We start from the raw sequence: 15,183 nt of genomic DNA, 5'->3' as shown, positions 1-15,183 counted from the left end.
AAAGGTATTTGCTTAATCGACGTACAAGAACTCGTTGGTGCGGAACAGCGATCGCGCCAGCGCGGTCCAAGCCGCCTGTTCGCGCTCGGCCGCCTCACCCACTGAATCATCCAATTGATCGTCCAGCGAACGCAACCACTCCGCCACGCCATCGCGTTCGGACTGCGACGGCGGGCGTCCAAAAGCCAGCTCAAAGGCGTAGGTCAGCCGTTCGCCCGACTCCTTTCGTTCCGCGATCGATCGCGCCGCAAATTTTTCAGCCTGTTCATGCACAAAAGGATCGTTGATCAGATACAGCGACTGGACCGTCGTGACGCTGCTATCGCGTGAGGCGGTGCTGGCGTTCTGATCGGGGCCGTCAAACGTGGTGAAGAAGGGGCGTGCGTTCAGACGCGCCATCATCAGATAGACGCTCCGCTTTTGCGAATCGTAGCTGTCGCGAAAAGGATGGTGTTGCGTGTACTTCCACTTCTCCGCCGGTGGAAACGGATGCGGTTCACGAGGCATCTCCAAATCCAACTCGCCGCTCAATAACAGCATCGTGTCGCGCAGCGTCTCCGCATCCATTCGTTGTCGGTCGAAACGCCAGCGGAGTTCGTTGTTCGGATCGACAGCCAGAGCTTTTGTGTTGCCATCGGCTTGCGAATTCAGCCGATAGGTGCGGCTGAGCATGATCCGGCGGTGAAGCGATCTGATCGACCAACCCTCTTCGATGAACCGCGACGCCAACCAATCGAGCAGTTCCGGATGGCTGGGAGCCACGCCGCGGATCCCGAAGTCGCTGGGCGTCTTCACAAGTCCGCTGCCGAAGTGATACTGCCAGATCCGGTTCGCCATCACTCTTGCGGTCAACGGATTGTCGGCGGCCGTCATCCACTGGGCCAGCTGCAAACGACCGCTCGACTGCGTCGCCTGTTCGGGAAGCATCTGACCGCCGAGGACCTCCAGAAACTTGCGAGGGATCACATCGCCAGGTTGATCGGGTTCGCCGCGCTGTTGCAATGGAACGTCTCGCGGATTCCCATCGGCCATCGAATAAGCCAACTCCTTTCCGGGTTTGCCGCCGTCGACAAGTGCTACAAAATCGCGAGGCTTCTGATCTAGCTCGATCCCCGGAAACGGATACCGCGTGCTGGCGAAGATGCCATACAAACCGTAGTAATCGTCTTGCGAGATCGGATCGAACTTGTGGTCGTGACAGCGAGCACATGCGACAGTCATCCCAAGCACCGTGCGACCGAGGTTGTCGATCGTATCCTCGATCGTCAAATGTTGCGGGTAGTTCTTAATGACCGAGCCAAATCGCCGCGAACTCGCTAGATAGCCGGTCGCAATCGTCTGCTCGTTCTTCTCCGCATCGCTTTCGGCCGGCATCAGATCCCCGGCGATCTGCTCTTGTATAAAGCGATCGTACGGTTTGTCGGCGTTAAACGAATCGATGATGTAGTTGCGGTACAGGTAGGCTTCGGGGATGGGGAAGTCGGAGTTGTCGCCGGCGGTGTCGGCATACCGAACGAGATCCATCCAATGCCGCCCCCATCGCTCGCCGTAACGAGGTGATTTGAGCAAGCGATCGACGACCTTGGCAAAAGCTTCCGCCGAATCGTCCGCCACAAAGGCTTCGATCTCTTGCGGCGAAGGGGGCAGTCCGGTCAGATCAAACGTGGCACGCCGGATCAGCGTTCGCTTGTCCGCATCGCCAGTTGGAACCAGCCCGCTGCTGTCGAGCTTCGCCGCAATGAAGCGATCGATTTCAGTCGTCGCCCAGTCCGCATCAGCTGGCGAAGGAACCGGCGGATCGGCCAGCGGTCGAAGCGACCAGAACTGTCTCGCCTTTTCGACATCGATCTTCTTACGCACGAAGCGTGTCGCTGTCGCTCGCGGGTCGGGAGCTCCCATCGCGACCCAGCGTTCCAAATCGGCGACCTCCGCGGCTGATAGTTTTTCGTCCGGCGGCATCTCCATCCCGTCGGCGTACCGTACCGCTTGGATCAGAAGACTGTGATCGACATCGCCGGGGACAACCGCCGGTCCATTGGTTCCACCGCGTCGCAGCGTCGGCCGCGAATCGACTAACAAACCGCCCTGCAGATCGTCGCTTTCGCTGCTATGGCATTCGTAACAATGCTTTACTAACAGCGGTCGGATCCGATTCTCGAAGAACGTGAGTTGATCCTCCGAGATAGGAACGTCTTGCGATCCGTCGTGTTTGCCGCGCCAAAGTTCGACGCCGGAGAAGTTCGCTGCGCCACCGCGGCTTGTCAGTTCGATCGTCCCTTTAGTGACGTCGACATACCACGGACCGAGCCGTTGCCAATGCCCGGCGGCACCGCTGGAATACTGAGAGACAACCGTCTTGCCATCCAAACTGATGTCAAACGTTTCGCCGCGGTTGTCCTCCCAGACATACAAGAAGACTGTAAACGTTTCGTTGGGCAGATTCTTCAGCAGCACGCGATTCCCATTCCAGCGGCTGCTGCGAATCATCTGCGCCCGCTGTGGATCGGTCGCAGGGACGAGTGCAACGCCTTGTTGTTCAAAGGCTTTGTCCTTGCACTCGTAGTTTTCCGAATCCTTCCCCTCCCAACGATTCCCGTCGATCAATACCGCGGGGCCATTGAGATTCAGTCCACGAAAGAAGCTGGCCGCGTCGTCTGACGAAGCCGTCGACGACAACGAAAGTGTTGCAAGCACCAACGCAAAACGCGTAGCAACAGTAGATACCACTCGCAAACACTCCATGGATCGAACGCCGAGGAAATTCGCATTTCAGGACTTGTCGGCGGACTGCGCCGAGGCATTGCGAAGCGTGCTTTTAAGCCAACGCCCGCGACGCCGAACAGCATTGTTCGACAAGTCATCTCTCGAGCGAAAACCGAAGTCCGCATCGACAGTCGATCCGATTATACGGAGTCCGAAATTGCAAGTCACGCGTCATTCAACGTCTCGGCTTCTGTTTTGAACAGCAATCGCAACGCTGCGAGGATCTGAATCCAAGTCGCAGTTCGAATCCGGACTACCTTTGCGCCCGAACCTGCAAAGATCTGCACAACCGGCAGCCAGCAGCGGGATATGCCGGACGTTTGTGTTGTAACGAAGACGTGCTGGCGGGACTTTGGCAACTCCCCCAAATTTGGTTGCCATGCTCTCTTTTGCTAGGTAACGTTCTGCGTCGTTCCATCGTTCCTTTGTTCCTGCCAGCGACCCAAAATGGCTTCCCTCGCAACACAAACTGACATCTGCCCCGCCGTGGGGTTGGACCGCGTCTGGCGAGTCGGCAAGCATGTAGCGGAGCTAGATGGATTGCGGGGCTTCGCGATCTTGATCGTGACGCTCTATCGATTCTCCAAAGAGATTCCGACCGATTCGGTGCTGGGGCATTTCATGCACCTCGGGGCCAGCTTCGGCAGTCGCGGCGTCGAGCTGTTTTTTGTCCTCTCGGGTTTCCTGATCACCGGGATCTTGATCGACGCAAAGGACCAGCCTCACTACTTCCGCAACTTCATAGCACGACGCAGCCTGCGGATCTTCCCACTCTATTTCGCTACGTTGATCGCGTTGGTCGTCGCCAGCCACTTGATACCCGCGATGCGGTCGATGTTCCACGATGCGATCGACAATCAATTCTACCTGTGGACCTACCTGGTCAACGTGAAGATGAGCGTCGCCGATCAGTGGTGTTTTGGATACCTCGACCATTTTTGGTCGCTGGCGGTCGAAGAGCATTTTTACCTGGTCTGGCCGTTTGTCCTGTACCTGATCTCCAGCAAAGTCGCTCTACGGACGGCCGTTGGTTTGGCGATCGTTAGTGCCACCGCGCGGCTCGCGTTTGTACTACTGACCGACAACGGAGTCGCCCCCGATGTCCTGACGCTCTTTCGCTGCGACGCGTTGTTGATCGGAGCGGCGATCGCGTTGATCGCTCGCCAGCCACGAGGTCTTGAACCGCTCAAACGTTGGCTGCCGATAACGACAGTGATCGGCGGGCTGTTCGTGTTGGCTTGCGGAGTCACGGAGAAGCGGTTCTTCACGATCCCGCTGACGATCTGGCCGATCGTTTGGGGAGGGATTCTGATCTGGTTGCTCACGGCGAATCGCTCGGCACCGCTAGCTCGATTCTTCAACCTCAAGTTCCTGCGGACGCTTGGCAAATTCAGCTACGCGATGTACGTCTTCCAAAATCCGTTGATCCCGCTCACGTCAGCTGTCGTTTCCGTCGCTGCGTTTGAAACGCTTGTCGGCGGACCGCTGCTTGCGAACATGCTGTACATCGGCGTGATGTTCATCCTGACTTACGCCGCCGCGGTGCTCAGCTGGAACGTGTTGGAACGCCACTGTCTGCAACTAAAACGTTGGTTCCCAACCGATGGATCCGAAGACGCGGCCGCTCGCAAAAACAAAAAGTCCACCGCGGGCGTTTTTGTACCGACGAACGTTCCGGCAAACTGAGCCGCGACGAAACGCGACGGCTGCTAATCCAACGGCGCATCGCGGCAATCACCCCAACGCGTCGCGGACCTTCGTCACGAGCCCGTTGTCGCGATCATCGCTCCCCGGCAACAGGAACGCTGCGTTGGCGAGGAAGGCGTTGCGAAATGCGGGCGAGACCGCATAGACGTCTTCCAGCACCGCCGAACTAAACTTGTAGTCGTGCGAATCGTTCCCTTTCAGGAAGACCAACCGCCGCGCGGCGTTGATCACCGATTCGGGCGGGCCGCCGCCGTTGAGATACCCCAGCATTTGCGTGGCCGCTTGCTTGCGGTCGTTTGAGACAGTCTGGAAGATCGTTTCGAGATCGGTGTCGGCGTTTGCATCGACCTCTACTGGCGTGGCATCGATCCGCAGATCGGCGATCTTTCCCCGCGACCGCATCGATTCGCGGAAGTAGGGAACAAACGCTGCGTTTTGCAGCAACAGTTCGCGACGCGTCTTATCGCGGTACGCCGTTCGATATGCATACTGCATCGCGTTGGTCGTGGTTGCCGAATGCAGCGCGATGATACCCGGCTGTTGGCCGATCATCTCACCGGCGGACAAGAAGATCGCATCGGCAATCGATTGCGGCGCGATCCCCTCGGCAAGCATCTGCACGCTGGCGTCGACAGCTTCATCGGGCGACGCGCTGCGCAACGTGTCTAATAAAGATAACGTTGCGGCGGAATCGAGCCTTCCATGGCTCCAGCTTTCGTCCAGAGTGGAAAGTTTTTGCTGCGTCACCCGCCATGCGGCGTCGGGGCCCAGTTCGTGATCCGCAGGATTTGGTTCGCCGTTGTGATTCAGCAGAGCGTACGCGAGCGAGCGTAGGACTGGTTCGGCGTACCGCCATCCAATGCATTGCAGCGTCCGGTAAGAGTTTGCGACATAGATCGCCTTGTGGCCAATACTGCGATAGTCGCGGCAACCGTAGTGAGACAACAGATCGAAGACTTCGGCGGCGCTTGCCGATCGGCAGAGCGCGGTGATCGCGACGTCAGCCGCTTCGACATCCCATGCGTCCATCGCCTCCCGAAACGCCTGGTTCGCGCGATGCGACGGCGGCAGTTTCGCCTCGTCGACGGCCGCCATGGTCCAATCTCCCTCGCGGACGTCGCGGGCCTGAGCCGACTTAAAATAGTCGAGCGCCCAAAAGATCGGCAGCCAACGGTCGGTGTCGGGAGCGGCGACGCTGGCCAAGTGAGCTGAATTGACAACCAGGACAGCGTGGAACTTGAAACCAACGCTTGGACGCGGTTGGATGTTTCGAACGCCAGCCAACAACAGCGCCGCAAGCACTTCCTGGTAACTGGTTCCCGATTGGATTTGCGATGCAAAGCGTTCGATCACCTTCTCCCGCGGCGTCTCTTCCAACAACCGAACCAACGGCTCGATATCGGGAGAAAATTGGACTGCCGTCGAAGGCAGTTGCGATTCGGCAGCCGAGACAACCGGCAAACGGCCCAGGAAATCGAGCTCGTGCAACGCAAGCACTGCTCCTGTGGCTCCCACCGTTTTGAAGAACTGTCGTCGCTGAGGAATCTGCATCGGATCGTCTCCTTCGGTTGGCAACTGAACACTAAACGGCGCCGCGGCGGCCCAATCACGATTCCGGTGATGAACCGTAACCCGCCCAAGCATTTGGCACTGAATCAGTCTGATGTGGTGACTGTCATTATAAGGGGCGTCACACACCAAAAGCGAACCGATCCAGCGAAGCGTGGGGCTTTACCGGACGCCGCTCATTCGCCCGAACAACCGCGTGACTATTTACCTTCGGCGGCCCAGCGTTTCATCAGTGCGATGTTCTTCTGAAGTGCCTGCAGGTACTCGGCAGTGCCGCGCCGCTGTACCGAGTCGAGGTAGACCGCCATGTCGCTGTCGTACATCGCTGCCGATTCCGGTTGCCGTCCCTGGTCGCCGGTTGTCTCCATCCATTGATCCAGTTGGCCACGCAGCGATTTCAGTTGCTCTGCAAACGCGGGATCGTCGGCGAGGTTGTCGATCTCGTGGGGATCGTTCTTCAGGTCGTAGAGCTCTTCCGGCGGGCGAGTTTCCTGAAACAGCAGCTCTTGCGTCGCGTTCAACTTCCCCGCCGCGTGCCACTGCCGCAGTGCGATCAAGATCTGCTTGGCGTCTTTGTAGGCACACGGCTGCAGGTAAGGTCGGTTCGGCAGGAAGTTGCGGATGTATTTGAAATCCTCTGTCCTCACCGATCGGATATGTTCAACGGTTTCGTCGCAGCGGTCGCGGGCGGCAAAGACCGCCGTTCGCGGTTGGTAATCGGCCGCCAAAATGTCGCGAGCCTGCATGTTCGCGGGAATCGGAATCCCTGCAGCAGCAAGCGACAGCGCGGCGATGTCGATGTGTTCGACGAGATCTTTGCGAACTGTTCCCGCTGCGATTCCCGGACCGGCGATCACCAGCGGCACATGTAACCCTTCGTCGTACAAAAACTGTTTTCCACGGGCGTGGCTGATCCCATGATCGGTCATGAACAGGATCAACGTATTGTCGCGGACTCCTTCGGCTTCAAGTCTCGCGACCACTTCCCCTACCATCGCATCGGTCATCCGCACCGAATCGAGATACGCCGCCCAGTCGCGGACGATGTCGGGATGGTTGGGATAATAAGGTGGCAAGGTGACAGCGCTGATCGGCGTCCGGCTGCCCAGTTGCTTCTCCGCCGACATCGCGACCTTTTCCCAACCACGAACGTCTTTGCCTCGCAGCTTCCCGCCCTGAGTTTGGATCTGCGCGAAGAACGGTTGACCGGGCTGGCGATCGCTCCAGTCGTTGCTGTCGTAGATCGACTTGTCCCACTGGAAGTTGTAATCGGTCTTGCCGAGCTTACCGTTCATCGGCCAACCGGTGATCGATGTGTGATAGCCCGCCTCTTGGAACAACTTGGGGACCATCGCAACGCCGTCCGGCAATTCGATCTTCTTTGTCCCGCGACCGCTGCGATGATGATGCGCTCCGATGCTGGTTTGATACATCCCGGTGATGAAGGCCGATCGGCAAGTCGAACAGACCGGAGCGGTCACGTAGGCGTTGGTGAACTTCACGCCAGCCGTTGCCAAACTGTCGACGTTGGGCGTCTCGATCGCCGTCTCGCCGTAGCAGGAGAACTCCGCCGACATGTCGTCGGGAATGATCCAGACGATGTTGGGAGGGACGTTTGGATCGGCGGCGTTCAGGTTCTCGCCGGTAGACATCGCGAACAGGAAGAGGGTCGCGACGAGAAGCGTCGAGTTGCTTTTCATATCGGAACACTTGAAAGCGAGGAGAGGGATGAGCGTACGTTGGCGCAAAAGTGCGACGCCATTGTACCAAGCTCGATCGCCTATCGTTTGCCGTTCCAAGTCTGCTGGTGCAACACCTTCCCGCCCAGATCGGTAATCCGAATCTCCATCGACGGATCGGCTGCGTTTTGCTCGGCGTCGATGATTGTTAGCGTCGCCTTTTCCGCGGTCGGCCCGCCGCCGATAAATTGCAGAATTGGCATCTCTTCGGTTGCGGGATCCAAACGGTCGCGGTGCATGTGTCCCGAGAGGACTGCTTGGAAGCCACTTTCGGCAAGTGTTGGCAACCACAACTTGGCGCCAAAGCCGCTAAAGCTGGCATAGCCTGCGAGCGTCGTGCCGTCGTTCTGGCCAGGGAGTCCGCGCAAAGGGATGTGACAGGCAACGATCTTGAAGGGAGCGTCGCGGACCTCGGGTTGATTGACAGCCTGTTGCAACCATGTCGCCTGACGCGATCGGTAGGGTTCATAAGCTGCCGTGCCGGCGAAGACCGGATGGCGATCGGGTTTGTCTTCTCCCGTATCCATCGTCACGAGCGCCAGCGGACCGATGCGAACGGCTTGGTTGTAGGGGAGTTCCGAAGACTCGGGGCAGCCGACAAAACAGTCGATCGTTTCGCGAGCCCGTTGGCCGCGGACGTCATGATTCCCGTTGCTGAAGACCAGCGGCCGCGTACTAGCCCAAGACATGCTTCGGTCTTTTGCCGGGTTCAGCATAATCTGAGCCGGCTGATCCGACGCGTCGAAGTCGTTGCAGGTATCGCCGTTCCAGATCAGCAGGTCGGGATCCAACGCTTCGATCTGAGCATGCAGCTGGCGGATCGTTTCCAGATTTTCGTGCGTGTCGTTAATGCTGACAACTCGCACCCGCTTGGCGCCGGGATCGGGCAACCGCAACGCGTAGACGTCGGTCGCCTGTGGCTCGCCCCGCTGTAAAACGTAGGCGTTCTTATATGACAGCGGTTGGACGACGACGCGGTAGAAAATTGGTTGGCCGACCGGAAAAGGGTGAACGTGTTGCACGCGAACGTGCAACGCCCGGTCATCCGCGCTGACCAATCCGTGCTGGCTGGCGATCGCTGTGAACTTCAGGTCATCGCGATCCAGGCCGTATTCAACCCAAGCGGTCGCCAACTGATCGACGGCGATGCTGACGCCAAAACTGTCGCCGCGTGGGTTTTGCACCACGGGAGGACTGGCGATCAACGAATCGCTCGGCGAATCTTCCGCCGCCGCATCCTGGGAGGCTGCGGGGCGAGCCAGCGCGATCGCGGAGATCGCCATCGCGCTAACGGGAATCGAACCGATAAACTGACGTCGATCAACCATCCGAACCTCAAGTGGTTTCAGCCACCCGTTTCCTGCCAAACCGACGCAGCAGAACGTAGAAGACTGGAGTCAAAAACAGACCAAACAGCGTCACGCCCAACATCCCGCCGAAGACGGCGGTCCCGAGCACACGGCGCATTTCGTAACCAGCACCGGTTGCAATCAACAACGGCACAACACCCAGGATAAACGAAAACGCGGTCATGAGAATCGGACGCAAACGCAACCGGCAGGCGGCGACCGCGGCTTCGAAACGGTCCTTGCCTGCATCCTCTTCCGCCTTGGCAAATTCGACGATCAGAATCGCGTTCTTACACGCCAATCCAATCAATACGATAAAGCCGATCTGGGTGAGGATGTTGTTGTCCATATCGCGGAACCAGACTCCGACCAATGCGAACAGCAAGCACAACGGCACGATCAAAATGATCGCCAACGGCAACAACCAGCTCTCGTATTGAGCGGCCAACGCCAGGAAGACGAACAAAACCGCCAAGGGAAACAGGAACACGATCGTGTTGCCGGCCTGCTTTTCCTGAAACGCAATCTCGGTCCATTCGTAACCGAAGCCGGGCGGAAGCAGTTCTTCGGCAAGCTCCTCCATCGTCTGCAGCGATTGTCCGGTACTGAATCCAGGAACCGTGGTGCCGTTCAAATCGGCTGCCGGATAGAGGTTGAAGCGGACCAAACGGTCGGGACCTGCGATCTGCGAGACGTTCACGACCGAACCCAGCGAAACGGTTGCACCGCCAGCGCTGCGGGTTCGCATGTGCAAAATATCGCTCGCGTCATCGCGGAATTCCGGTTCGGCTTGCGCCGTCACCCGATAGGTACGCCCCAGGAAGTTGAAGTCGTTGACGTAGACCGATCCGAGATAGATCTGCAGCGCTTCGAAGATGTTGTTGACCGGAACGTCCAACATCTGGGCCTTCGTGCGGTCGACGTCTGCATAGACTTGCGGAACGTTCATGTGCAGGTTGGTGAAGACCTGCGCGACGCCGGGCTGCTGGTTGGCAGCGGCCAACATCGTGCCCGTCACTTCGTTCAGCGCTTCGACACCCGCGCCGCTGCGATCTTGGACATACATCTTAAAACCACCACCACGGCCGATACCGCGAATAGGCGGCGGCGGGATGATGAAAATCTGAGCTTCGTTGATGCTCGAAACCTCTCGCCGCATGTCGGCAACGATCTCGTGGATACCACGCCCTCGCGCCCAATGGCACTCACTTTGACGTTGGTTCTTCTGGATCGTTGGGTTTACTTTTCTTTCTTCGTTTCTGGAAGTGGGTGGTTTTGGGGCGGCGGGCGTAGGCCTCGCGTGGATAACTGCGGCCTGGGCGGTTGGGAAGCTTTTGCTTTGAGGCGTAGTGCAGCACGCGATCCAAACGTTCGATCCAACGACCGGGGTCACTGACTTCAATCCCCTGCAGCATGTGACGGTAGACAGACCACACGCCCGTAAAGCTTAATTCGCGGGGCTCACACTCGGCAATCACTGCGGCTTGGCGACGCAATTGGGTCGCTAAATTGTACGCTACCATCGACAAGGCGAACTCTTTGAGAAACATCTCCTTCGACTTCGCTCGGATCTCTTCGGTACCGATTACCAGTTTGATGTTGCGGATATCGACTTCGATATCGTTGCGTTTCCAGTACAGATCGCGCAGTTGCTTGGGCGTCGCATCGATATCCTCGACGAGGTAGAGGCTCTCTTCCCCGATCTTCAATTCATGGATCATCGCCGCTATGACACAGTCGGATGGGAGGTCTGGATTGGTTACTCGTTCCTTGGCCGAAGGAGTCCAGGACACCCGGTAGCTTTTCGAAGTGGCTGTCGAATGGATTAGCTCTGCCCGCTTCCGAATTCGATTGAATCGATCTTTCTTTAGCCGTAGAACAAAATTGTGTCCATTCAAATGGGCATGATAAGCAGTCGAAAATATTCCGAACCCAGCGTCGGCCATGATGATGGATTTAGCCGGGAGTCGCTTCATGAGAGTTTGAGCAAGCCGAGTTTCTGAGACGGCGTTTGGGCCATACATAGCTCCAATCTCCTCAGGCACTGCTGCCCCCGAGCTGAGTTCATGTGCGAAAACCACATACGCGATTGGCCACACACTTTCGCCGTACTGGTTAGAGGCGGGTGGGTAAGCGGCCTGAAGCTCGGCCACTGGAGCCAGTGTAAAGGTCGTTCCATCGATCAAGAACACACGCCGGTCACCCCATGTCGGCGCCGTCGAGTTAACGATCGACGACGCGACACGCTCTTGGAACCAATGAGCTGCCTTCAAGCTGAGCCGATGTCGTGCATCGCTGTAACTGCTGCTCTTCGTCGAAAGCGAACCCTCACGAAGTCGCTTGTTCGTCTTGAGTTCCGGGGGAGCCGTTGCGATAAAGTGGAGAACGGCATCTCGCAGACTCGCCTTGGGGTTGAGGCGCTGGAAGAGCATCAGCCACAGAACTACACTTGTTTTATAGACGGCCGCTGGCCCAAGCTCTTCAAACACATCGGCATCGCCGATGTCCGTCCACTGTTTGAGCAGTTCGAAAGCCGCACTAAGGTTCTGAGTTCTTGCATCGCTCGACATGGAATGGCTTTTTCTGGCAGTCAAAAGAAAACCAAACCGCTAGCGCAAATTCAGTGCCAATCGCATGTGGTGGGAAGGGAAATGTTACTGGAATGTGAAAATGAGTGCCATTTCCCTCGCGCCGCCCGTTCCTTCGCGTCTTCAAGTGGCAGGAAGGTCACCGCCGCGTTGGGACTGATCGTAAAGGTCGCTCCCGAGAGTCCCGCGATACCAACGGCGTGCGCGACACCGTCGATCTTGCCTCCGATTTCGGCAACGCGCTTGACCACTTCATCGGTCCGCGACAACGACGCACCATCGGGCAAGCGGATGCTGACGATCACATAGCCTTGATCCTGATCCGGAATAAAGCCAGTCGGCACCAAGCCAAAACTGAGCCCGGTACAGACCAACAGAACGAGATACAGCACAACGGCAAAGCCACTCTTTTTCACAAGCCGACCGATCACGGCGGCGTAGGCGTTGCTGGTGATATCAAACGTTCGATTGAACAAGCGAGCGAACCAACCGAACGTAACGTGTCCCAATTTCGAAAGCCCATGCTTTTCCTCACCTTTGGGACGCAACAAAAGCGCGCACAACGCGGGGCTGAGCGTCAGCGAGACAAAGGTTGAAATCGCCGTGGAGATCGAAATCGTTAGGGCAAACTGCTGATAGAACTGGCCGCTGATTCCTGGCACGAAGACCGTCGGCACAAAGACCGCGATCAAAACAAGGGTCGTTGCGATCAGAGCCGAACCGACCTCGTCCATCGCCTTGTGCGTCGCTTCTCGCGGCGTCATCCCTTCAGCGATCAAACGTTCCACGTTTTCGACCACCACGATCGCGTCGTCGACAACAATACCGATCGCCAACACCAATCCGAACAGCGACAACGTGTTGAGCGTAACGCCGATGAACTGCATCACGGCAAACGTTCCGATCAAAGAGATCGGAATCGCGATCACAGGAATGATCGTCGGACGCCAGCCGTGCAGGAACAGAAAGACCGTGAAGACAACAAATACGGTGGTGATCAACAGCGTTTCGAAAACCTCGTTGATCGACTCCTCGACATAATCGGTTGGGTTGTAAGCGATCTCATATCCCATTCCCTCAGGGAAATCTTGGCCCATCTCCGCCATCACGCGTTTAACTTCTTTGGCGGTATCGACAGCGTTGGTACCTGGGCGTTGATAGATCAAGACCGCGACGGCAGGCTTTCCATCCAGATAGCTGCGCCGCGAATAGTCTTGGGCTCCCAGTTCGATCCGCGCCACGTCGCGCAACCGCGTGACCCGGCCGTTGTCGCCTCGCTTGACGATGATGTCGCCGAACTCTTCGGTCTCGATCAACCGCCCTTGGGTCGTCACGTTCAACTGGAAATCGCCGGTGTCGTCGTTTGGCGGCTGGCCGATCACGCCCGCTGCGACTTGCACGTTTTGACCGCGAATCGCCGCCACGACGTCGCCAGCTGTCAGATCGACGTGGGTCATCTTCTCGATGTCCAGCCAAACCCGCATCGCGTATTCGTTGCCGCCCGCGATACGGATCTCACCGACTCCGTCCAGCCGCATCAGCGCGTCGCGAATCCGGAGGAAGGCAAAGTTACTGATGTACAACTGATCGCGACTGTTGTCGGGTGAGTTCAAGTGAACGACCATCAACATGTCGGGAATCTGTTTCTGCGTCGTGATTCCGATCTGGCGAACCTGTTCGGGCAAACGCGTTTCAGCGATCGAGACGCGGTTCTGGACAAGAACCTGAGCGTCATCGACATCGGTGCCCAGTTTGAACGTCACCGTCAGCTGCATCGTGCCGTCGGAACTGGACGACGATTCCATGTACAACATGTCGTCGACGCCGTTCATTTCCTGCTCGATCGGCGTCGCCACGGTATCGGCGATCACTTGCGGCGTCGCACCGGGATAGGTCGCTCGGACCAAAACCGTCGGCGGGGCGACGCTTGGGTACTGGGAGACGGGTAGCGTCAGGTAGGTGATCCCACCCACCAACACGATCAAAAACGACAGCACTGCCGCAAAGATCGGTCGTTCGATAAAGAAGTGAGGGAATTTCATGAGGACACCTCACCAGAAGCGATCGCCACAGGTAGTTCGTCGGGCTTCGGCGAGATCCATTGATCCGCAGGTACCGGTTCGTAATCGTCGGGCAACCCGTCCTCGACGACTTCGATCGTCCCTTCGACAGTTTTCACCTTGAGATCGGGGCGTGCTTGCAGCAGGCCTTCGATCACCAACGTTTCATCGCCAACCAATCCTTCGCGGATCACTCGCAACCCGTCGACGATCGGACCTGTCTTAATTGCTCGCCGTTTAATCATGTCGCCGTCAACCACGTAGACATATTGCGTCGATTGATCGGTACCAATCGCGGAATCGGGAATCAAAACCGCTTGTTTCGCCGCGCTGCCGGGGATGCGAATCCGGCCGAACATACCGGGCAACAACAGATTGTCTTCGTTGGGGAAGACGCAACGTGCACGCATACTGGCCGTGTTGGGATCGAAGCGGTTGTCGACAAAGTCCATATGTCCGTGATGCGGGAATCCGTTTTCATCGACCAGCCCCAAGAAGACCGGATTTTTGGCGACCCGCGAACTTTCGCGTTCGCCCGATTTTGCCAATCGCGAATACTTCAGAACGTCTTGTTCGTTTGCGTCGAAGACACAGTAGATCGGGTTCATCGAGGTGATCGTGGTCAACAGCGATGAGGTCGACGATCCGCCGGCGATCAAGTTCCCTTCGGTCACGTACTGGCGACTGATCCGCCCGGTAACAGGAGCCGTGATTTGCGTGTACTGCAAATTCAACTCCGCAGTCTCCACGCCGGCCTGCGCGACTTCGATCGCCGCTTCGGCTGTCGCGTGAGCCGCTTCGGCCGAACTGATCCCTGCCTGGACTCCCTCGATGTCCGCTTTGGCTTGCAAGAATTCGGCTTCGCGTTCGTCCAACTCTTCTTGCGACGCGGCGCTCTGCCGCGTCAACGCTTGCGTTCGCTTATACCGCAAACTGGCAAGCTCCAACTTGGCTTCGGATTGCAACGCGCGAGCCTTCGCCTCGTTGATCATCGCTTCGGTCTGCTTCAGTTGCGATTGCGATTGTCGCAGCCGCGCCTTGGCCGCATTCAGTTCAGCCTGGAAGGGACGCGGGTCGATCGTGAACAACAGATCGCCCGCTTGGACGACTTGCCCTTCATCGAAATAGATCGACTGAAGATACCCGCCAACACGGGCTCGGATCTCGACGAAATCGACAGCTTCCAAACGGCCGGTGTACGCATCCCATTCGACGATCTGTTTCGTGATCGGTGATGCCACGGTGACGGTTTGCACCATCGCAGGAGGTTTGCCCGCGGGCTGCTTTTTACAACCGGTGACCAGAACCGCGGTCAGCATCAACAGAAACGCCACTTGCAGCGGCATTGGGTGGCGTGCGGGAGCGAAACTCCGAAAGAGTCGCAATTCCCGATTCGTCAACGATTTAG

General features: G+C 57.6%; 7 protein-coding genes and 2 pseudogenes. 1 reads left to right on the top strand and 8 read right to left on the bottom strand.

Features of this window, described 5'->3' with window-relative positions:
• Positions 1-12: 12 nt before the first annotated feature.
• Positions 13-2,727, bottom strand: coding sequence for a PSD1 and planctomycete cytochrome C domain-containing protein (locus CA51_RS12880; RefSeq protein WP_231746159.1), 2,715 nt, complete (start codon positions 2,725-2,727; stop codon positions 13-15).
• Between the two features lie 483 nt (positions 2,728-3,210).
• On the opposite strand from CA51_RS12880, the gene CA51_RS12875 reads away from it, so the two are divergent.
• A complete protein-coding gene (locus CA51_RS12875; RefSeq protein ID WP_145121176.1) occupies positions 3,211-4,449 on the top strand; it encodes an acyltransferase family protein in 1,239 nt (412 codons plus the stop codon).
• 48 nt (positions 4,450-4,497) lie between these two features.
• Here the strand turns inward: CA51_RS12875 and CA51_RS12870 are convergent, their stop codons facing one another.
• From CA51_RS12870 to CA51_RS12840, 7 genes and pseudogenes are all read right to left on the bottom strand, one after another.
• Positions 4,498-6,021 carry a hypothetical protein gene (locus CA51_RS12870; RefSeq protein ID WP_145121174.1) on the bottom strand — a complete coding sequence of 508 codons (1,524 nt, stop codon included), beginning with the start codon at positions 6,019-6,021 and terminating at the stop codon, positions 4,498-4,500.
• A 218-nt stretch (positions 6,022-6,239) separates the two neighbouring features.
• Positions 6,240-7,739 (bottom strand): sulfatase family protein, encoded by a 1,500-nt coding sequence (locus CA51_RS12865; RefSeq protein ID WP_145121172.1) that lies wholly within the window; start codon positions 7,737-7,739, stop codon positions 6,240-6,242.
• An 80-nt stretch (positions 7,740-7,819) separates the two neighbouring features.
• Entirely contained in the window at positions 7,820-9,106 is a 1,287-nt protein-coding gene (locus CA51_RS12860) for a metallophosphoesterase family protein (protein WP_145121170.1), read from the bottom strand.
• 7 nt (positions 9,107-9,113) lie between these two features.
• A pseudogene (locus tag CA51_RS12855) lies at positions 9,114-10,319 on the bottom strand (efflux RND transporter permease subunit); the annotation flags it as partial.
• Between the two features lie 13 nt (positions 10,320-10,332).
• Complete coding sequence (locus CA51_RS12850; protein WP_231745945.1) at positions 10,333-11,721, bottom strand: IS4 family transposase; 1,389 nt, start codon at positions 11,719-11,721, stop codon at positions 10,333-10,335.
• Between the two features lie 86 nt (positions 11,722-11,807).
• A pseudogene (locus tag CA51_RS12845) lies at positions 11,808-13,757 on the bottom strand (efflux RND transporter permease subunit); the annotation flags it as partial.
• Positions 13,754-15,121 (bottom strand): efflux RND transporter periplasmic adaptor subunit, encoded by a 1,368-nt coding sequence (locus CA51_RS12840; RefSeq protein WP_145121168.1) that lies wholly within the window; start codon positions 15,119-15,121, stop codon positions 13,754-13,756. The gene CA51_RS12840 and the pseudogene CA51_RS12845, both read right to left, overlap by 4 nt.
• Positions 15,122-15,183: the final 62 nt, after the last annotated feature.

Source organism: Rosistilla oblonga, assembly GCF_007751715.1.
Lineage (GTDB): Bacteria > Planctomycetota > Planctomycetia > Pirellulales > Pirellulaceae > Rosistilla > Rosistilla oblonga.
This window is presented reverse-complemented; position numbering and strand designations above follow the sequence as displayed.